7 protein-coding genes and 1 pseudogene are annotated in these 18,639 nt (G+C 19.2%); 2 read left to right on the forward strand and 6 right to left on the reverse strand.

The features are described 5' to 3' along the window. Window positions 1–1,060: 1,060 nt before the first annotated feature. The 3 genes from GII40_RS03150 to GII40_RS00190 form a co-directional block, all read right to left on the reverse strand. The gene (locus GII40_RS03150; RefSeq protein WP_276310602.1) at window positions 1,061–1,192 is read right to left on the reverse strand and encodes a hypothetical protein; all 132 of its coding nucleotides are present in this window, start codon (window positions 1,190–1,192) and stop codon (window positions 1,061–1,063) included. 371 nt (window positions 1,193–1,563) lie between these two features. Then, window positions 1,564–1,725 carry a hypothetical protein gene (locus GII40_RS00185; protein ID WP_226813403.1) on the reverse strand — a complete coding sequence of 54 codons (162 nt, stop codon included), beginning with the start codon at window positions 1,723–1,725 and terminating at the stop codon, window positions 1,564–1,566. Window positions 1,726–3,898: 2,173 nt separating this feature from the next. Next, complete coding sequence (locus GII40_RS00190) at window positions 3,899–4,171, reverse strand: HU family DNA-binding protein (RefSeq protein WP_226813404.1); 273 nt, start codon at window positions 4,169–4,171, stop codon at window positions 3,899–3,901. A gap of 3,316 nt (window positions 4,172–7,487) precedes the next feature. On the opposite strand from GII40_RS00190, the gene lipB reads away from it, so the two are divergent. Both lipB and lipA read left to right on the forward strand, forming a co-directional pair. Beyond that, a complete protein-coding gene (gene lipB, locus GII40_RS00195; protein WP_226813405.1) occupies window positions 7,488–8,147 on the forward strand; it encodes a lipoyl(octanoyl) transferase LipB in 660 nt (219 codons plus the stop codon). 44 nt (window positions 8,148–8,191) lie between these two features. Beyond that, window positions 8,192–9,109: a lipoyl synthase gene (lipA, locus tag GII40_RS00200; RefSeq protein WP_226813406.1), complete on the forward strand. Its 918-nt coding sequence runs from the start codon at window positions 8,192–8,194 to the stop codon at window positions 9,107–9,109. A 1,065-nt stretch (window positions 9,110–10,174) separates the two neighbouring features. On the opposite strand, the gene cycA is transcribed toward lipA, so the two are convergent. The 3 genes and pseudogenes from cycA to ispB all read right to left on the reverse strand — a co-directional run bounded on the left by cycA (window position 10,175) and on the right by ispB (window position 17,391). Then, window positions 10,175–11,578 (reverse strand): D-serine/D-alanine/glycine transporter, encoded by a 1,404-nt coding sequence (gene cycA, locus GII40_RS00205; protein ID WP_226813407.1) that lies wholly within the window; start codon window positions 11,576–11,578, stop codon window positions 10,175–10,177. 1,244 nt (window positions 11,579–12,822) lie between these two features. Further along, a pseudogene (gene metG, locus GII40_RS00210) lies at window positions 12,823–14,472 on the reverse strand (methionine--tRNA ligase); the annotation flags it as partial. Between the two features lie 1,947 nt (window positions 14,473–16,419). Further along, complete coding sequence (gene ispB, locus GII40_RS00215) at window positions 16,420–17,391, reverse strand: octaprenyl diphosphate synthase (RefSeq protein ID WP_226813408.1); 972 nt, start codon at window positions 17,389–17,391, stop codon at window positions 16,420–16,422. Between the last annotated feature and the right edge of the window lie 1,248 nt (window positions 17,392–18,639).

An 18,639-nucleotide genomic window follows, 5' to 3' on the forward strand; every position in this document is an offset into this window, starting at 1 on the left:
CTTTGATTATATATTATTTCTCTTTATTAGGATAAAATAATTTTTTAATAAAAATTATTATCATTATTCATTACTTCAACTAGATTGTTATTTGACATAAAATATTTTTTTATAAAAAATAATGATATTAATGTTATCAACATTAGTAAAAGTGATGATATCTTATAAGATATAAGTTATTTTTCTTAACTAGCATATATAAATATATTAAAATATACTAATTTTAAAATAAATATTAAATTTTCTAAAATATAAAAGACATGAATTCTTGATCAAGAATTAAGTGTAATTTTTATTATACAATATAGATATAATGAATGATTTCCTAAAATTCATGATAATGTAATATAAATATTCCAAGATCTTTAAAATATACTTATTTATAACGTAATAAAATATTTTCAATATATTCAAATAAATATTTTTAATTTTTTAAAAAATTTATAAAATAAATTATTAGTTATTTATTTTTTTTATTATTATAAGCATAATAACTTTTAATTTAAGTAAAAAGTAATTAAATTTTTAGTTTAAAAGTTTCTTAATATTTAATATTATTTATATGTTTTTACTATTTTATATTTGCTCTTTAACTGATATGTATTGCTATTATATACTTTTTAAAATATTTTATTTACGGTAATCATTAGTCTAATATAATAAAGTACAACTTGCTTTTTAAAAAAATTTAAATTTTCTTATTAAACTAATGTTCTATTGTTTGAGATCTATTAATAAATAAAGTTTTATCATTAGTTACTAATAAAGATATTACCTGACTAAAGAATTTATAATAATGTTTAATAAGTGATAAATAATTTTTTGAAGAGATAATAATCTTTACATATAATTATGGATCTGAATAAAAACGATTAATCATTACTAATTCTAACTAATAAGATGAAGAAGATAGCATTATTAATTATTATAGTAATACTGTTTTTTCAGTGAAGTCACATGCCATATCAATAAAAATTGTAAAATGACCTAATGCGTTAATAAAAGTGATATACTGATTATTATTAACAGAATTTATACAATATATTTTAGTTCCCCAAACTTATATTTGTTTTAGAAAGCATTGATAAAATTCAGGTATTCTACCATCATAATATATGATTATCTGTTTGGTGAACCTAGTAACATTAAGACCAAACATAAGGTGTAATCCTAATATTGGTCTTTGATACACAACTAATATTCCTTATAATGATTTTTGTTTTACTGAACTGAAATCTATTAGTATGCAATTAACAGGAAGTATTGATAAACGCGCAATTACTTCTTAAGTTAGATGCATTGTTACACTAATAATTACTATAACTATATTATTATATGTTTTTGCTCTAGGCCAATATTATTTCTTAAAAAGAATAAACTTTATCACCAGACATATGTAGCATTATTTTAAATAACATGTTCATTTGAATATTTTACCAATAATAACTATTTTACGTAAATTTAGTTTTAAAGTTATAAAAAATACATTTTCTATAAACATTACATTCGTGTATAATATGACGTAGAATGTTTTGTATTAAATTTAGTTAAATACTCATATTTTTAGCTTTTCTTTGGCAAGCAGCCAATAGTATCTTTTTCAAAAAAAATCGATCGACATACTATCATAGTCATTTTTACCTGTTTTAATTTTATTATTAATTGTAAACGATTAACTATTAAATTGATTAGTTTTTTATCCATAGTAGTAATATTGTTATGCAATTATATTGGTTCAGTTATCATTATTTTACTCTTTATGATTGCTTTTTCTATGCTAATATTTATATGATTTTAATAAATTAATAGATTAATTAGCTCTAAGATAAATATATGAGTGAATAAATAATATTTTTTAAATATATTATTATAATTTTCAATTAATATATTAAATATATTATTTTATAATAGTAATATATAAAATTTAATCATTAAAATGATAATTATCTTATTGAAAAACAAGAATACATAATGTTCTATTTTTAGTAGAAAGAAAAAATATATTAAATATAATTATTTAAGTTTATTAAATAGTTATGTTATTATTAATTAATAATATACAAAATATTATGTAATATATATGTTATCTACTCATAATGAATGAAAATATTAAATCTTTAAAATATATCGTAATTATCATAATTACATCTTAATCAAATAGATTATCAATATTCTTGATATAAATACTGTTTAATCTTTATACTATACAGTATTTCACTTTAATTAAACATATCAATATTTATTAATATTATATATTATTTTAATAACATATAATTATATAAAGTAATATATAAAATCTTAATAAATAGTTTAGTAAAATAGATATTTTAAAAAAATTTTGGTTTACTTTTTAAAAAATATTTTTAAATAAAATTAAAATAATATTAATAAAATTTAAAAAAATATTTTTACTTTTTATAAAAAATAAATTTTATGTGGTTTTAGCAGATATATAATTATTATATAATATAAAATTAAATTTTTTATTTTATATTAAAAGTATATCTTTAATATAATTATTAGATAATTATTATTTAATTAACATAATATATCTTTTATTTATAAATATACATAATATACATAATATTTTTATCAAATATTTTTAATACAATAAATATTTAATTTTATTAAAAAAATTTTTTTATATGGCTTAACATATTTATTATTTTAATGATTACTGTATATCATATGTGTTTAAAATTTTTTTGTATATTTTAATTATTATGTTATTCAATGAATAATAAAATTATTTTAATTTTATATTATGGTAGAGTATTTATAATATTTTGATTACTATATGTATATTTATCAAGTAGTTTAAATAAAAAATAATTAATTAAGATTTATACTAATAAAATAGTTTTCATAGTATTGATATCATCATATATGATTAGTGTGTTAAAAGTATTATATTTACATGTAATAATAATATTAGTCATTATAGTTAAATATAGTATATATGTTATAGTTTTAAAAAATTTTAAGTATATTATTGATAATAAATAATATATTTATCTATAGCGTTATACTATTAATAACAGAGAAATATTTAATGTATTAATTATATAACAGTTTGCAATGATATAGAAAAATAATTAATTGTTACAATAAATATAATTAATTATTATAACAACCTATCTACTATATAGATAGTATATTATAAATATAATTAAATATTACTATAAAATTATCTTTAAGTATAAATATATTTTATGTGTTTTATTTAAATTAAAATGTTTATAATATACTATTTATGTTTAACATTAATGAAATAATACAGCTTTTCTAAAATAGAATATTATTTATTTATAAAATATTTTTTATTTATAAGAATAATGACTAATTATAATAATTTTATGTATTATATTCAGTCTCACATAAGTAACTACTTAATACATCCATCAAGTAAATAGTAACATTCATAAATTCTATATAATAAATATTAGTAATTGTTTCGTAAGTATCATGCACTTGATGTTATTAGATCATTTTTTTAAAATTATAATACATCGAATATTTTATAAATAAAATATATTATAATTGTTTTATTCCTCACTAATATTAGTTAAGTGATTAGATAATATTGTGTAAACATCTTTTATAGAAAATTAATATAATTATTATATAGTTAAATTAACTAAATGTATACACAAGCTGTATACATTTAGTTATAGTGCATTTTATGTACAATTATTCTTTAATAATTAACATAATTTCATTGTTTATACTAATATGTATGATAATAATAAATAAAAAAGAATAGATTTATTGTATACTACAATGATAGCGTAACTTATTGATGATCAAGTAATATCATTATAGATTTATTAAAATATTAAAATATTTAATATTTTAATATTACAGTATTTTATATACAAGTTAAGCTATCTACAATGAATTATTTTATTGCATTTTTTAGTATTTTACCAGGAACGAATGCTGGTATCTTTGTTGCTGGAATATTAATCTTCATGCCGGTTTGTGGATTGCGACCAATGCGCTCATTACGATAATTAACTTTAAAAGCGCCAAAACCAACTAATTGTACAATATCACCTTTTGTTAGGGACTCCACAATTGTCGCAAGAATAGTTTCTAAAGCTAATTTGGATTGATTTTTAGATAAATCAGTTTTTGCAGCAAGCACAGCAATGAGTTGAGTTTTGTTCATAAATTATCCTTAAATTCTATTGATCACCATGCAACATATACCAAGTAATATTTATTATTTTTGTATGCATTAATAACATCTATTTTTATCCAACTATTCAATACATTATTGAGATAAACATCTACATTTCTAAAAATTATCAATAAGATATTAAATTAAGTTTGTCTTTTTATTGTACTGTACTAAAAAATTAATATTTAATATATTGGATTACGTAGTGCATGAGAAGTTCCTTAAATTATTTCTATGATATATATGAGTTATATAGTAAATAAATAGAATAAATATGTTTTGTATTATTTATGAATAATTGTATGTTATTTTTTAGTATTTAAAATTGTATTTGATATGAATTAATATAGATATATTTAAGAATACATAAAATATTTTTTATAAACTTTCGTAAATATGTTTTATATTTTATTAAGAATATATAAATAATATTAATTAACAAAATTCTCTACATAGTAAAACCAAAAGATATCATAATAATTAGTAAATAAAATTTATTGAATTAAGTATTTCTAAAAAATATCTTAATTTACGTTAAGATATTTTATCTTAAAATATTACAGATTATCTTTAAATAGATAGATAAATGAATTTATTATTATAATTAGTATTGTAACAATATTTTATTATCTAAGAATACAAAAAATATAAATTATTTATTTTATTGAAAAAATGCATTTATTATTTTAGTAAAGATAATTGATATAGCATACTTATTAAGTACTTATATCATAAAATAATAATTTATTATAACGTAAAATCAGAGTTTTTATATCCTTATCAATAACTATTATAATTTTAAGGTAATAATATAGAAAATATTTATTTAACTACAGATATTTTCATAAAATAAACAAAATATAATTTATTGAGTCAATAGTATATTTGTTCGATATGATTAAAATAACCTATGCTATACCTATTCTAAATATTATATGATAATCATTGTGTTAATTATATAATAAAATTTTAATAAATCATATTATTATTCTTTTAGTTAATTATACAATATAAATATAACTAGATACTTTTCTTTAATGATACTATAAGCATATAAATATAATTTTTTATACTTTATAAGTATCTGCAGTATAATTTAAGATTTAATAATTAAAATTTATCTATTTTATCAATCATATGCTTATCAAGCATATACAATTTATCAGATAGATATCATTTATTTCATTATTAATGATATTAAATAATTACAAGTATTTAATTTTAAATATACAAGATTAGATGAATATAAAATTAATAAATATATCATTTAATTTGAGATATATTGCATAAGTAAACAACATTAAGTATTAAATTTATTATACCAATCATACATTATTAGTATAATATACAGAATCTTATATAGTAAATTAGATATAAAGTTTAAAATAATAAATTATTTTTATTTTATCATTAATAATATATTTTATTATTTTATTTATATAAGGAAATAATTAATATTTTCTTATTAAAATATTAATTGTATTCCTAAATACTTAAAAAGTAATTTTTAAGAAATCATTCATATAATTAAAATATGTTAATATAACTTCATATGTATGTGAATATGTATTTATTTATAAATACATATCATATTAAATTATTTAAAAAGACATATTATTTTATCAAAAGATGTAAATGTAGTTTTATTAAGTAATGATAAATTATATTATTTACTAAATAATATGAATAAGTCTTATTTAGTATAGCAATGCTTAAGTGACACTAAGAAAATTATTTTTAGTATATATCTTTAATCATTAATGTATCATCAAATAGTATATCATAATATACTAATATTGTTATATTAAATATTGTATTTAAAAATTATGTTATTAATAGTAATAAGCGAATATTACAAATCAATATAAAAAAATAAATAATTAATATTTTCTCGTTTGTTGATTTATATCATATAAATTTTATTATAAAACATACAATATTATTTTATAATATATAAATAGTTTATTACAGTATAATTTTCTTTAATGATTATCCAATAATTAGATTAGTAAAAGTATACTTATATTGATTTTTTATTAAAATTAATCCAACCTATATTAATTAATATATTATGAATAACTATCTAATATAGATAATGTACGTATCATATGATGATATATATAAATAATAAAATTATTATCTATAATGATAATTATTAAATTCTTTAATAATTCAGTTAAATATATGTAGTAATCATTATTAAATAATAAATATAATTTTTTTGGTATAATAATGTCATCATTATTATTTTATATAATATAAAAAATTTTTAAAATTTACTTAAAATAATACTTATATTTTTATTCTTAATAATAAAATATATATTACATAGAATTAATGATAATTTTTGTGTTATATTACTATTTAATACTTAAAATAACAAATTTAAAAAAACTATTTATTATGATTGTAATATTAATTATTGAATTACCTGATTAGGTAAATATATAATTCATTAAACCTATTATAATAGTTATTAACTATAATTTTATAAAGTATTTTCTAATAAATATGTAATCAAATTAATAAATCATAGATATTTGTAATTCATTCATAGTGATCCTCAGTATTTTAATATAAATAATAAATATTTAATATTTTAATTGTTATAAAATATTAATATTACTATTGATAATAGTTAGCTAATAAATATTAAAAATATTGTATGTTTTTTATTAAGAATGACTATTATTAATTATAATCTAACACATAGATATGTTGACTATAAATATAATTTATAGTTTATAAAATATTTATAATATTATAAATAAATCTTGATACAGCATGATGTTTCTAATGAATAATCAATATAGTAATACTATATCCTACAATACAATTGTATTATATATATTATTATTTAATGATATCTCAAAATAAAATATAATAAAATGAATACATATAATTTATATATTAAATATATTACTTTAACTGATCATATAACCTATTAATTCAACAATATTTTTAGTTATTATTTATTAATAATATTATCGTATTATTCTTACTGAAATAAATAAAGTACAATGATAAATATATATTGATTAGACTATTAATACAAATTATAAATTGTATGTTTATCTTAAAAAAATAAATCATTATATTTATTATATTAAAACGTCTATAATACTTGAATATACAGTCTATAATTTAACTGTAATAGTTTATACTTCAAGTTTATAGAAGTATCACAAATAAATAATAATATATAAATTATTGAATATTAATATTTAATAATAAATAAAGTATTTAAATAAAGATTATTAATGAAAATATTTTTTATTAATTATATTACTGGATTATAATTAGTATGCAACAAAAAAAAGTTTTAATACGTCAACTGGGGCTACAAGAATATATGCCGATTGTAAAAGCTATGTATACTTTTACAAATCAACGTACAAAGAATACATTTGATGAACTTTGGTTATTGGAGCATTATCCTATATTTACTCAAGGAAAAACAGGTAATAATAAACATATATTAACATTAGGAGATATTCCTGTAATTCAAAGCGATCGTGGAGGTCAAATAACTTACCATGCTCCTGGTCAACAAATTATGTATGTCCTTATTGATTTAAAACGCAATAAATATAGCGCACGACAACTTGTAAATAATATAGAACAAGCAGTTATTGATACTCTTGCGTATTTTGGTATAGTAGCCCATTCTATAGTATATGCTCCTGGTGTTTATGTTAATGAACAAAAAATTTGTTCTTTAGGATTACGTATCTATAAAGGTTGTTCATTTCATGGACTTGCATTAAATACTGCCATGGATCTTAGTCCTTTTAATCAGATTAATCCTTGCGGTTTTACTGATATAAAGATGACACAAATTAGCATATTAAATATTAACGTTACACTTAAAGATGTACAAGTAATATTAGTTGAGAAATTTACACAAATATTAGGTTATAACACTGTTGAGTTCTATGATTGGAAGATCTGCGATTATAAGTAAAAGAATGTATAACATGTGGTGTATAATTTTATGATACGAATATAATGGATTTTATTATGTTAAAAAAAAATCATATCAATCAAAAAAACATACTGCGTAAACCTCAATGGATAAAAATTAAACTTCCAGCAGACTATACTCGCATTCAAACTATTAAAGAAATGATGCGTAAAAATAACTTACATTCTGTATGTGAGCAAGCATCCTGTCCTAATTTATCTGAATGCTTTAATCAAGGAACTGCTACATTTATGGTTTTAGGTGCTATTTGTACCCGTCGTTGTCCGTTTTGCGATGTTTCACATGGTCGTCCAATGAAACTAGTAGATACTAACGAACCAAAAAAAATAGCACAAATAGTCATTAAAATGGGGTTACGTTACGTTGTTATTACTTCTGTAGATCGTGATGATTTGCATGATGGAGGAGCTCAGCACTTTGCGAATTGTATTTATGCAATACGTTCTAAAAGTCCTAATACAATTATTGAAATTTTAGTACCAGATTTCCGTGGCTGTATGAATGATGCATTAAAAATTTTAACAAAAACACCACCAGATGTATTTAATCATAATCTCGAGAGTGTACCAAGATTATATCGCATAGTTCGTCCAGGAGCTAATTATAATGGGTCTTTAAAATTACTAGAAAATTTTAAAATAATACATCCAAATATTCCTACGAAATCTGGCTTAATGGTTGGTTTAGGTGAAACTAATACAGAAATTATTCAAGTAATACATGATCTCTTCTTGCATGGTGTTACTATGCTTACTATTGGACAATACTTGCAACCTAGTAAACACCATTTACCTGTGCAGCGTTATATTAATATTAATGAATTTAATTATTTAAAAAAGAAAGCTTTAGACATAGGATTTAATTATGTAGCTAGTGGTCCATTAATACGTTCTTCTTATCATGCTGATCTTCAGTCTAAAGGTATCGTAATAAAAAAATAAAAATAATATTATATTTTATATAAATAATCTGTATTAAATCGATATGATATTTTATTTTGATTACCAGTATTATCTATATATAAATTGATTTCAATAAGAGAAAAAATAAATTTATAAAAATCTAAAAAATCTTTTGTGCTTATTTGTATTTTTTAATAACAATTAATTATAATTTAATTGTTTATAAAAGATGCTGTCATAATTCATATTATGAATAATATATATAGTTTTACTTTATATATATTTTATACTCTATGATAGTTATTTGCTAAAAAAATTTATATGATTTAAAATCATTAATTCATTCTTATTAAGAATAATATTTTTATATTTTATATTATTAATAATAAAACTATTTCTTAATTGATGTTACAGAAAAAATACTTGAGAAGTAAATCGCGCATATAAAGAAGATATATTATTTAATATAATAATATACAGATATACAGATATATTTAATAGTCAAAGATTTTATCTTATTATACGACTTTAAATATTCTTTAATAATATTTAATTACTTTATATATTAATAAATATTAATATTTGTTGATCTATTTATTTTGTGGTATATATTTCATTGATTTAATATTATATTAGAGAATAATATCTACATTGTTCTTATTTACTATATAAATATAATTAAATACTATTATTATATAGTATAATATATATAAAAATATTATTTGTTAGATAAGAAAGTCAATTTATTATTTTAAATAAATATTAAATATTATGAACAATATTAATAATTATAATATATTATATTATTCATGAATCATTTTAATATAAAAATTTTTATACTTTTAACTAATTATTAATATTATATTTTATTAGTAATATATTATATTAAAATTAATAGATTATTTATTCATTTATATAATCATTCATTATGAATCATCATATCAATGATATGAAGTTTTAAAGATATTATATTGTTTATTAAAAATACTTTGTAGATAAAGATATTTAATTAAAATATATTGTATAATTTTCTATATTAACTAATTAATTTTATGTTGCTTACTAATTATTTATATATCTATCATTATTTAATAATAAAATAAATTATTTGTTATGATGTTTATGCATAAACATCCAGTTCAGTCCTAAAATAATAAACCATAATGGTGCAATCATTAATGCATTACATGTATCTTGTTTGAATGTTAATAATATTAGTATAAAAATAAAAAAAATTAAACATATCCAACACATTATTGTTCCATACGGCATTTTATATGTTGATATTATATGCAGATGAGGCCGCTTTTTACGGTAAACAATATAAGAACATAAAATAATAGACCAAATAAACATAAATAAAATTGCTGAAATTGTAGTTACCATGGTAAATATGGTAATTATATTAGGTATAAGATATATAAGTCCTACACCTCCAAGCAAACAAAAACAAGAAAAAAATAAACCTGCAAATGGCACTACTTGTTTAGATAATAATGCAAAGCTCTGAGGAGCTTGACCATTTTTTGCTAAGCTATAAAGCATTCTACTAGTTGAAAAAAGACCACTATTAGCTGAGGATGCTGCTGAAGTTAAGACTACAAAATTAATAATACTAGCAGCTGCAGGTAAACCAGCTAGCACAAACAATTCAACAAAAGGACTTTTATCTGGAACTATGAAACTCCATGGCGTTACTGACATAATTATTATTAATGCAAATACATAAAACATAATTATACGCATTCCAATAGAATTAATTGCTTGAGGTAAATATTTTTTTGGATTTTTTGTTTCTGCAGCCGTCGTTCCTAGTAGCTCAATGCCAACAAAAGCAAATATAGCATTTTGAAAGCCAGCAAAAAATCCATTTATACCTCTTGGGAACCAACCACCATAGTTCCATAAGCTACTAAATGAGGCTATGTTACCAGTTGGAGATTTATAGTTTATTAATATCATGCTTAAACCAATCAATATTAATAACATAATAGTTACTATTTTAATTATAGATAACCAAAATTCTATTTCACCAAATGTTTTGACTGTTGCGAGATTCAATCCTAGTAAAAAAAATAATATAGTAAGAGAAGAAAGCCAATTAGAAATACCATGGAACCAAAATTGTGTGTAAGATGTCATTGCAATAATATCAGCAATTCCTGTAACTATCCAACAAAACCAGTAAGTCCAACTAGTAAAGTATCCTGCCCAAGGTCCTAGTAGATCAGCAGCAAAATCACTAAAAGATTTGTATTCTAAATTAGATAATAGTAATTCACCCATAGCACGCATTACAAAAAATAGCATAAATCCTATTATTATATAAACAAAAATGATTGATGGTCCTGCTAGACTAATTGTTTTACCTGATCCCATGAATAGTCCTGTCCCAATAGCACCGCCGATTGCAATAAATTGAATATGACGATTATTAAGATTGCGCTGTAAGTGTGGCTCTTCTTTAAAAGATCTTGTTAATGCCTTAACTTTTACATTATTTATCATGATAGTTCATTCTCTTATTATAATGAAAATATTTAATATTACACATAGACTGCATATTTATTATTTTCTTTTATATAGAGTTATGATGCTATACAAAAAATAATAAATATTTTAATAATAGTAAATAATAAATTTTAATATTTATTAATGTAATATTCATATTTATTTAGGTATATATAAAATATGTTTCATTATAAACCATATATTAGTAATATATTAAGCAATATTGATTAGTATATATACAACATACTATATAGTATTTTATATCAATGGATATAATATTTAAATTATTCAAATATTGTTTTAGAAGAATGTTATAAAATCAGTATAATTTACAAAATATTATACTTACATTATAATAAGATAAATATAAAGCATGATTAAACTAATAATTTTTATAAAAAATGCATAAGTAATCTCATAAACAATGTCTGTATTCATCTAAGAATAATTTAAAAAATTAATATTTTGTTTTTAATAACTAAAAATAAATAATAGATTATTGTATACTAAACATATAAAATAAAATTTTTTTAAAAATGTTAATTGATATACATCATAAACATTATTATACTATATAAATATCATTTTTTTTAGTATTGTCTTAAAATACAATATATATTATAAATATACAGTACTATATTTATTATGTCTTAATTTAAGTAGAATAATAAAGATAAAGAAAAATAAAAACCATGTAATTAAATATAATTGATTTAAATTTTTATTTGTATAAAAAATAATATTTTATTATTATAATTTATATTCTAGTGATAATATCACTACATTTTATTCTAGTCAGATATATAATACAATTATCAATAATTTTATTCATATTAGACAATTATTGTACTTAGTATCTACATCTATATACTGTATGAGAGCTGATAATATATGCTACATAATTTTATATACAGTTAGTACATTCTAAATTTAGAAAAGTTAGATCTTATTTCACACAGTACTAGATTAATGATAATTATAGTACAAAAAATCAATAAGTACTTTTGAGTAAGATAAGTATAAATAATATATAAAAATATATTTGATTATTTTAACCATTTATATTTAGTTTTGATTAAAATAGTATTTTATTTTTTTTAACGTACTTAATACTATTTACTTTAACAATTAGTCTATTAATTTTTAGTAACAAAATATTCATGATATATTAAATATTTTAGAATAAAAAATTGTTAACTCATGAATAGGCTGTACGTATATTACACAATAGTTATCTGAGTAACTTTGCTATCTTCCATCATTTCTCTAACTTTTGTTATTTCAATACGATTAAACAGTACTTGAAAAGTATTTATCTGATGTCCATTAAATCTTTTAGTAATACTATTCCAAGTTAATGTAGTATTTAAGAAAGATTCAGCCCGTTGACTTAATGCAGGCATTACTGGTGTTATATAGATCATAAGTATACGAAATAAATTAATTCCCATAGAACAAATTGCTTGTAGAGTAGCATCTTGCCCTCTTTTTTTTGCTAATATCCATGGTGCTTGTACATCAATATAGCGATTTGATAAATCAACTAATGTCATGATTTTACGCATAGCTTTTCCTAATTCTCTATTATCGTATAACTTAGCAATATCATCTGCAGCATTTATAACGGTATTGTAGACATCTGAATCTTCTGTGTAGCTAGCAAGTACGCCATTAAAACGTTGATTAATAAAAGAAGCATTACGGGCAGCAAGATTGATTAATTTATTAACGATATCAGTATTCACTCGTTGCACAAAATCCTGCATATTTAAATCAATATCGTCTATACGAGAGGAAAGTTTTGTTGCATAATAATAACGTAAGCACTCTGGATCTAAGTGTTTTAAATAAGTTTTAGCCTGTACAAAAGTACCACGTGATTTAGACATTTTTGCACCATTAACAGTGATATATCCATGCACAAAGATATTACTAGGTTTACGAAAATTACTACATTCTAATATAGCAGGCCAAAATAAACTATGAAAATAAATGATATCTTTACCTATAAAGTGATAAAGATCTGTAGAAGACTCTTTACTCCAAAATTCATCAAAGCTAAGATTACTATTTTTATTACATAAATTTTTAAAAGAACTCATATAACCAATTGGTGCATCTAACCATACATAAAAATATTTTCCTGGAGCATCAGGAATTTCAAAACCAAAATATGGTGCATCGCGAGTAATATCCCATTGCTGCAGACCTTTTTGAAACCATTCTTGCATTTTATTTGTTACTTGTTTTGGCAGAGAACCAGAGTAAATCCATTGTTTTAGCATTTCACGACAAGCTGGTAAATCAAAAAAGAAATGTTCTGATTTACGTATAATAGGTGTGGCACCAGAAATTACTGATTTAGGATTAATAAGTTCTATAGGATTATATATTGCACCACATACTTCACAAGTATCACCATATTGATCAGGTATATTACATTTAGGACAAATGCCTATTACAAAACGATCTGGTAAAAACATTTTTTTTTCTAAATCATATAACTGATAAATTGTATGTTGTTTTATAAAATTATTTTCTTTTAGATGTTTGTAAATAAATTGTGATAACTCGCGATTTTCTTCACTGTGCGTAGAATGATAATTATCGTAATGTATATGAAAATCAGAAAAATCTTTCTGATGTTCTTTTTTAATACCAATAATCATTTGTTCAGGATTTATGCCTAATTTTTCTGATTTTAACATAATAGGAGTACCATGGGCATCATCAGCGCAAATAAGATATACTTCGTGATTTTGCATGCGTTGAAAACGAACCCATATGTCTGCTTGAATATGTTCTAACATATGACCTAAATGAATTGGTCCGTTGGCATATGGTAAAGCACACGTTACCAAAATTTTTCTTTTAGTTATTTTTAAGCGCATTTCAGTCATAGTCTATTTAGATCTCTTAAAATCATAAAGGTTATATAATATATTACATAAATCTAATAATTACTGTAAAATATTATGAATATTACTATTAATAAAATATAATCAATAAATATTAAGTGTATATGAATGTAACATTCAGTATGTTAAATACTTGCTACATAATTTATTATTAATAATATTTATTTTAAGTGTATTGAGATAGTGGCAGTAGATTTATATACTGTTAATATAGTATTTTTTAAAAAATTATTTTATTTATAAAATATTTATTTTTGATCATATTTAATGATTTAAGCATATTCTATCATATAAAGTACAAATAATTTTTATTTATTATATATCATTATATATATAAAAATTACTTCTTTTAATGGAATAAATAAAATATATATCGTAATATATTATAAATATAGTTAATATATTATTCATTAATACAATAAACATTGAATCATTACAATAATAGAGAATCTATACTAGATAATGAATATATTAATAATGTATTATTATATTGTTTATTTTTTAAAATAAGTTTTTTGTATATATTTAATAATATATAAATGCTATTTCAAAATATTTTTCATAAATAAAATAACATAAAAATTTATATATTTCATATAAATAAAATTTTTTATCTAAAAGATAGATATCTTTATATAAAAATATTTATTTATTAAATAATTATTTATAAAAAGTGATTTTATTTCGTTAAAATATTTTATATAGTATTCACATTTATGCTGTGTTATAGTATTCTTGAAAGAAAAAATTTATTTATGCAACTATATACATTATTTTAATATATATATTAAAGATAAATATTAGTAATAATATTATATAATAATTTTTTATTGATTAAAACTCAATATTTTTATATTAGAATACTGTAAATACAATATTACTAACTTTAAAATTATTTTTATAAAGTATATAATATTTTAATATGAATATTATATTTGGTTAATATATTTTATTAGTAATAATATATAATTATAGCATTTATTATATCGTAATATTAATTATTTATTTTTTAAAATATTATCTATATATCCATATATAATTTTGTACTATCAATATAATATTACTTGTGGTATTATTTTTATCATTGTATTATTATTTAATAATTAATATAAAATATAAATAACATATTAATAATATTAATATATTATATATACAATATAAATAACTTATTGTAATAAAAATATTATTAATATATAAAAATATAGTTGCAAGTATATTTCATATTATTATATAATATGTTTTTGTTTTATGAACTATTATTTCATAAATAATACAATTAATATTGCAGTATTACACATTTTATTCTCTTAAATAAGCTTGATTATTATTCTACAAAATAAAATTTTTATTTCTTTATACAGTACTATTAATTAATTGATATTAAATAATAAATTAAATGATTTTAATATCATGTATTGTCTTAACATCTTATTATGAATTTATTTTTTAATGTTAATAGTTAATATTAAAGATATAGAAATAAAATAATATAATATTTAATTATATCATAACTATCTAATTTTTAGATTTATAATATAATACAAACATAAATTAAGACATAAAATATTATATATATAATAAGTATATTTTCTATATATACTATATTTTTTATAAAAATTAATATATGTAAAATATTTTTTATATCAACATTCATTCATAATGATATTCTTTAGTCTTTGTATAGGATATTATTAAAACTAATCATATGATTTCATCATATGAAAATTTATAATTTTATTAAGACCATTAACAAATATTATTATAAATATTAAAAAATCTTAACTAGTAATAACAAACTAATCTTTATTTAATAAATATTTAAATATTAGATTAATAAATTTAATAATTTAAAAGACTATCTTTATTTAAAGAATAGTCTTTTAAAAGGCTATTATCTTTTTTAAAATATCTTAATAAAGATTAATAATTACGATTAATAACTATATTAGCCAATTGAATAAGTGCATGTTTATACAGTGATTCTGGCAATACACTTAATGCTAAAATAGCTTTGCTAATTTCTTGTTCAGCAATATGACGAGTGTAATTCAAAGATCCTACTTCATGCATAATATCAAGAATTGGTTTAAGTAAATAACGTTTATTACCCTCTTTGATAGCTTGACGAATTATCAATGAACGTTCGGGAGAACCATTTTTCATAGCATGAAGTAATGGTAATGTTAGTTTACCTTCATTAAGATCATTACCATGGTTTTTACCTAAGATATTTACATCAGAATCATAATCTAGTAAATCATCTATTAATTGGAAAGCAGTTCCTAAGTAACGTCCATAATTTTGTAGTGCATGTTCTTGTTCTTGTGTTGCACTAGCAAGAATAGCTGAAGATTGAGTAGCTACTTCAAATAAGCAAGCTGTTTTACTGTAAATTACATGCATATAATTTTCTTCAGTTATATCAGGATCATTAATGTTTATTAATTGTAATACTTCACCTTCAGCAATAATATTAGTTGCTTCAGACATTATTTCTAATACACGTAATGATTGTAGATTAGTCATCATTTGGAATGAGCGAGTATAGATAAAATCACCTACCAATACACTAGCTGCATTACCAAATACTACATTGGCTGTAGCTTTTCCACGACGCATATTAGATTTATCAACCACATCATCATGTAATAACATTGCAGTATGAAGAAATTCAATTAATGCTGCTACGGTAATATGTTTACTACCTTTATAATTTAATGCTCTAGCTGATAATACTGTAATGAGTGGACGAATACGTTTGCCTCCACTATTAATAATATAATAACCTAATTGGTTAATTAAGCTAACTTTAGAATTAAGCTGTTGAAGCATTGTTGTATTCACATCAGCTATATCCTGCGCGGTTAATTTAGTAATTTGTTTAAGATTCATGGTATTTAATTTAATTATATTATAATGTTTTGCCTAGCTAAAGATATGAGTAGTTAATTTATAATATAATTATAGTAAAATCATACATTATTGCAGGATTAGTTTTTTCAATTGTTAAGCATATTATTTAGCTCAATCAAAGTATATAATTTTACAATAGCAATAATTATGAATAATATTACTAATATTAGATACGAAATTACTCAATAACCTTTAATATTTTATAGTATTACATATATTCCCAGCAATTTTATTATTTTAATAAAGTGTACAATCGGATGATCAGTACTTATTAGTCATTATAAGTACTATGTCTTGTAAATTTTATTATTTTATAATGTTGAATTAAAAATATAAATATATATTGTAAAGGTTTATATTATATATGTTTTATTCTATTACTAAAAAATATTATGATATCTTAATGGTTTAATTAATTATTATATTAGTTATATTGAAAATATTACATGGTTAGTAAAGTATAATAACTAATTCTTAAATTATAATTTTTTAAAAATTAAGATATTGCAAAACTAATATGAATATAAATAATATATAGCAAATAATATATTTTATCATGTATAAAATATTATTTATAGTCTCTAGCTACACTATAAATAATATTTTATTAAATTTTAATAAATAATAAGCATACTATTAAAATAGTATTTAATATAATAAATTACATAAGATATTTGTAATAGCATATCTTTAATTATTTATAATCATTATGTAAAAAATTAATATACTTAATATGTTTGTTGTTATATAATCATCATAATTAATAAATTATTAATATATTAAAAGTATATTAAAAGTATATTAATATTATTAAATCATTATATTATTATATAATATGACAATTATTTACCATAATAAAGTTATTATAGTAAATAATTATTTTGATTTATTATATATATAAATATAATAATTTAATATAATTATAGTAACTATAACATGTATCAAGTTTACTATCTAATAAAAGATATTTTATATTATAAATAAGTACTAATAGATATTCATATTGAATAATAGTTTATAAATTTATTCATATAATATACAAAAAATCTTTTATTTTATGATCAATTAATTTTATATTAATTAGTACAGTTATCGTATTATAATATTATATTACAATAATAAAATATAATAATATTATTTATATGATAATAAAATATTATATAATAACATTATTTATTTATAAGTATTTTATTATAATATAATCTTAATAATCTTATGCGTATTTAA

This window comes from Candidatus Profftia lariciata, assembly GCF_020541265.1.
Taxonomy (GTDB): Bacteria; Pseudomonadota; Gammaproteobacteria; order Enterobacterales; family Enterobacteriaceae; genus Profftia; species Profftia lariciata.

Coding starts and splice junctions, on each gene's coding strand:
- GII40_RS00190 (WP_226813404.1), bottom strand. CDS start 4,171: ATGAACAAAACTCAACTCATTGCTGTGCTTGCTGCAAAAACTGATTTA.
- lipB (WP_226813405.1), top strand. CDS start 7,488: ATGCAACAAAAAAAAGTTTTAATACGTCAACTGGGGCTACAAGAATAT.
- lipA (WP_226813406.1), top strand. CDS start 8,192: ATGGATTTTATTATGTTAAAAAAAAATCATATCAATCAAAAAAACATA.
- cycA (WP_226813407.1), bottom strand. CDS start 11,578: ATGATAAATAATGTAAAAGTTAAGGCATTAACAAGATCTTTTAAAGAA.
- ispB (WP_226813408.1), bottom strand. CDS start 17,391: ATGAATCTTAAACAAATTACTAAATTAACCGCGCAGGATATAGCTGAT.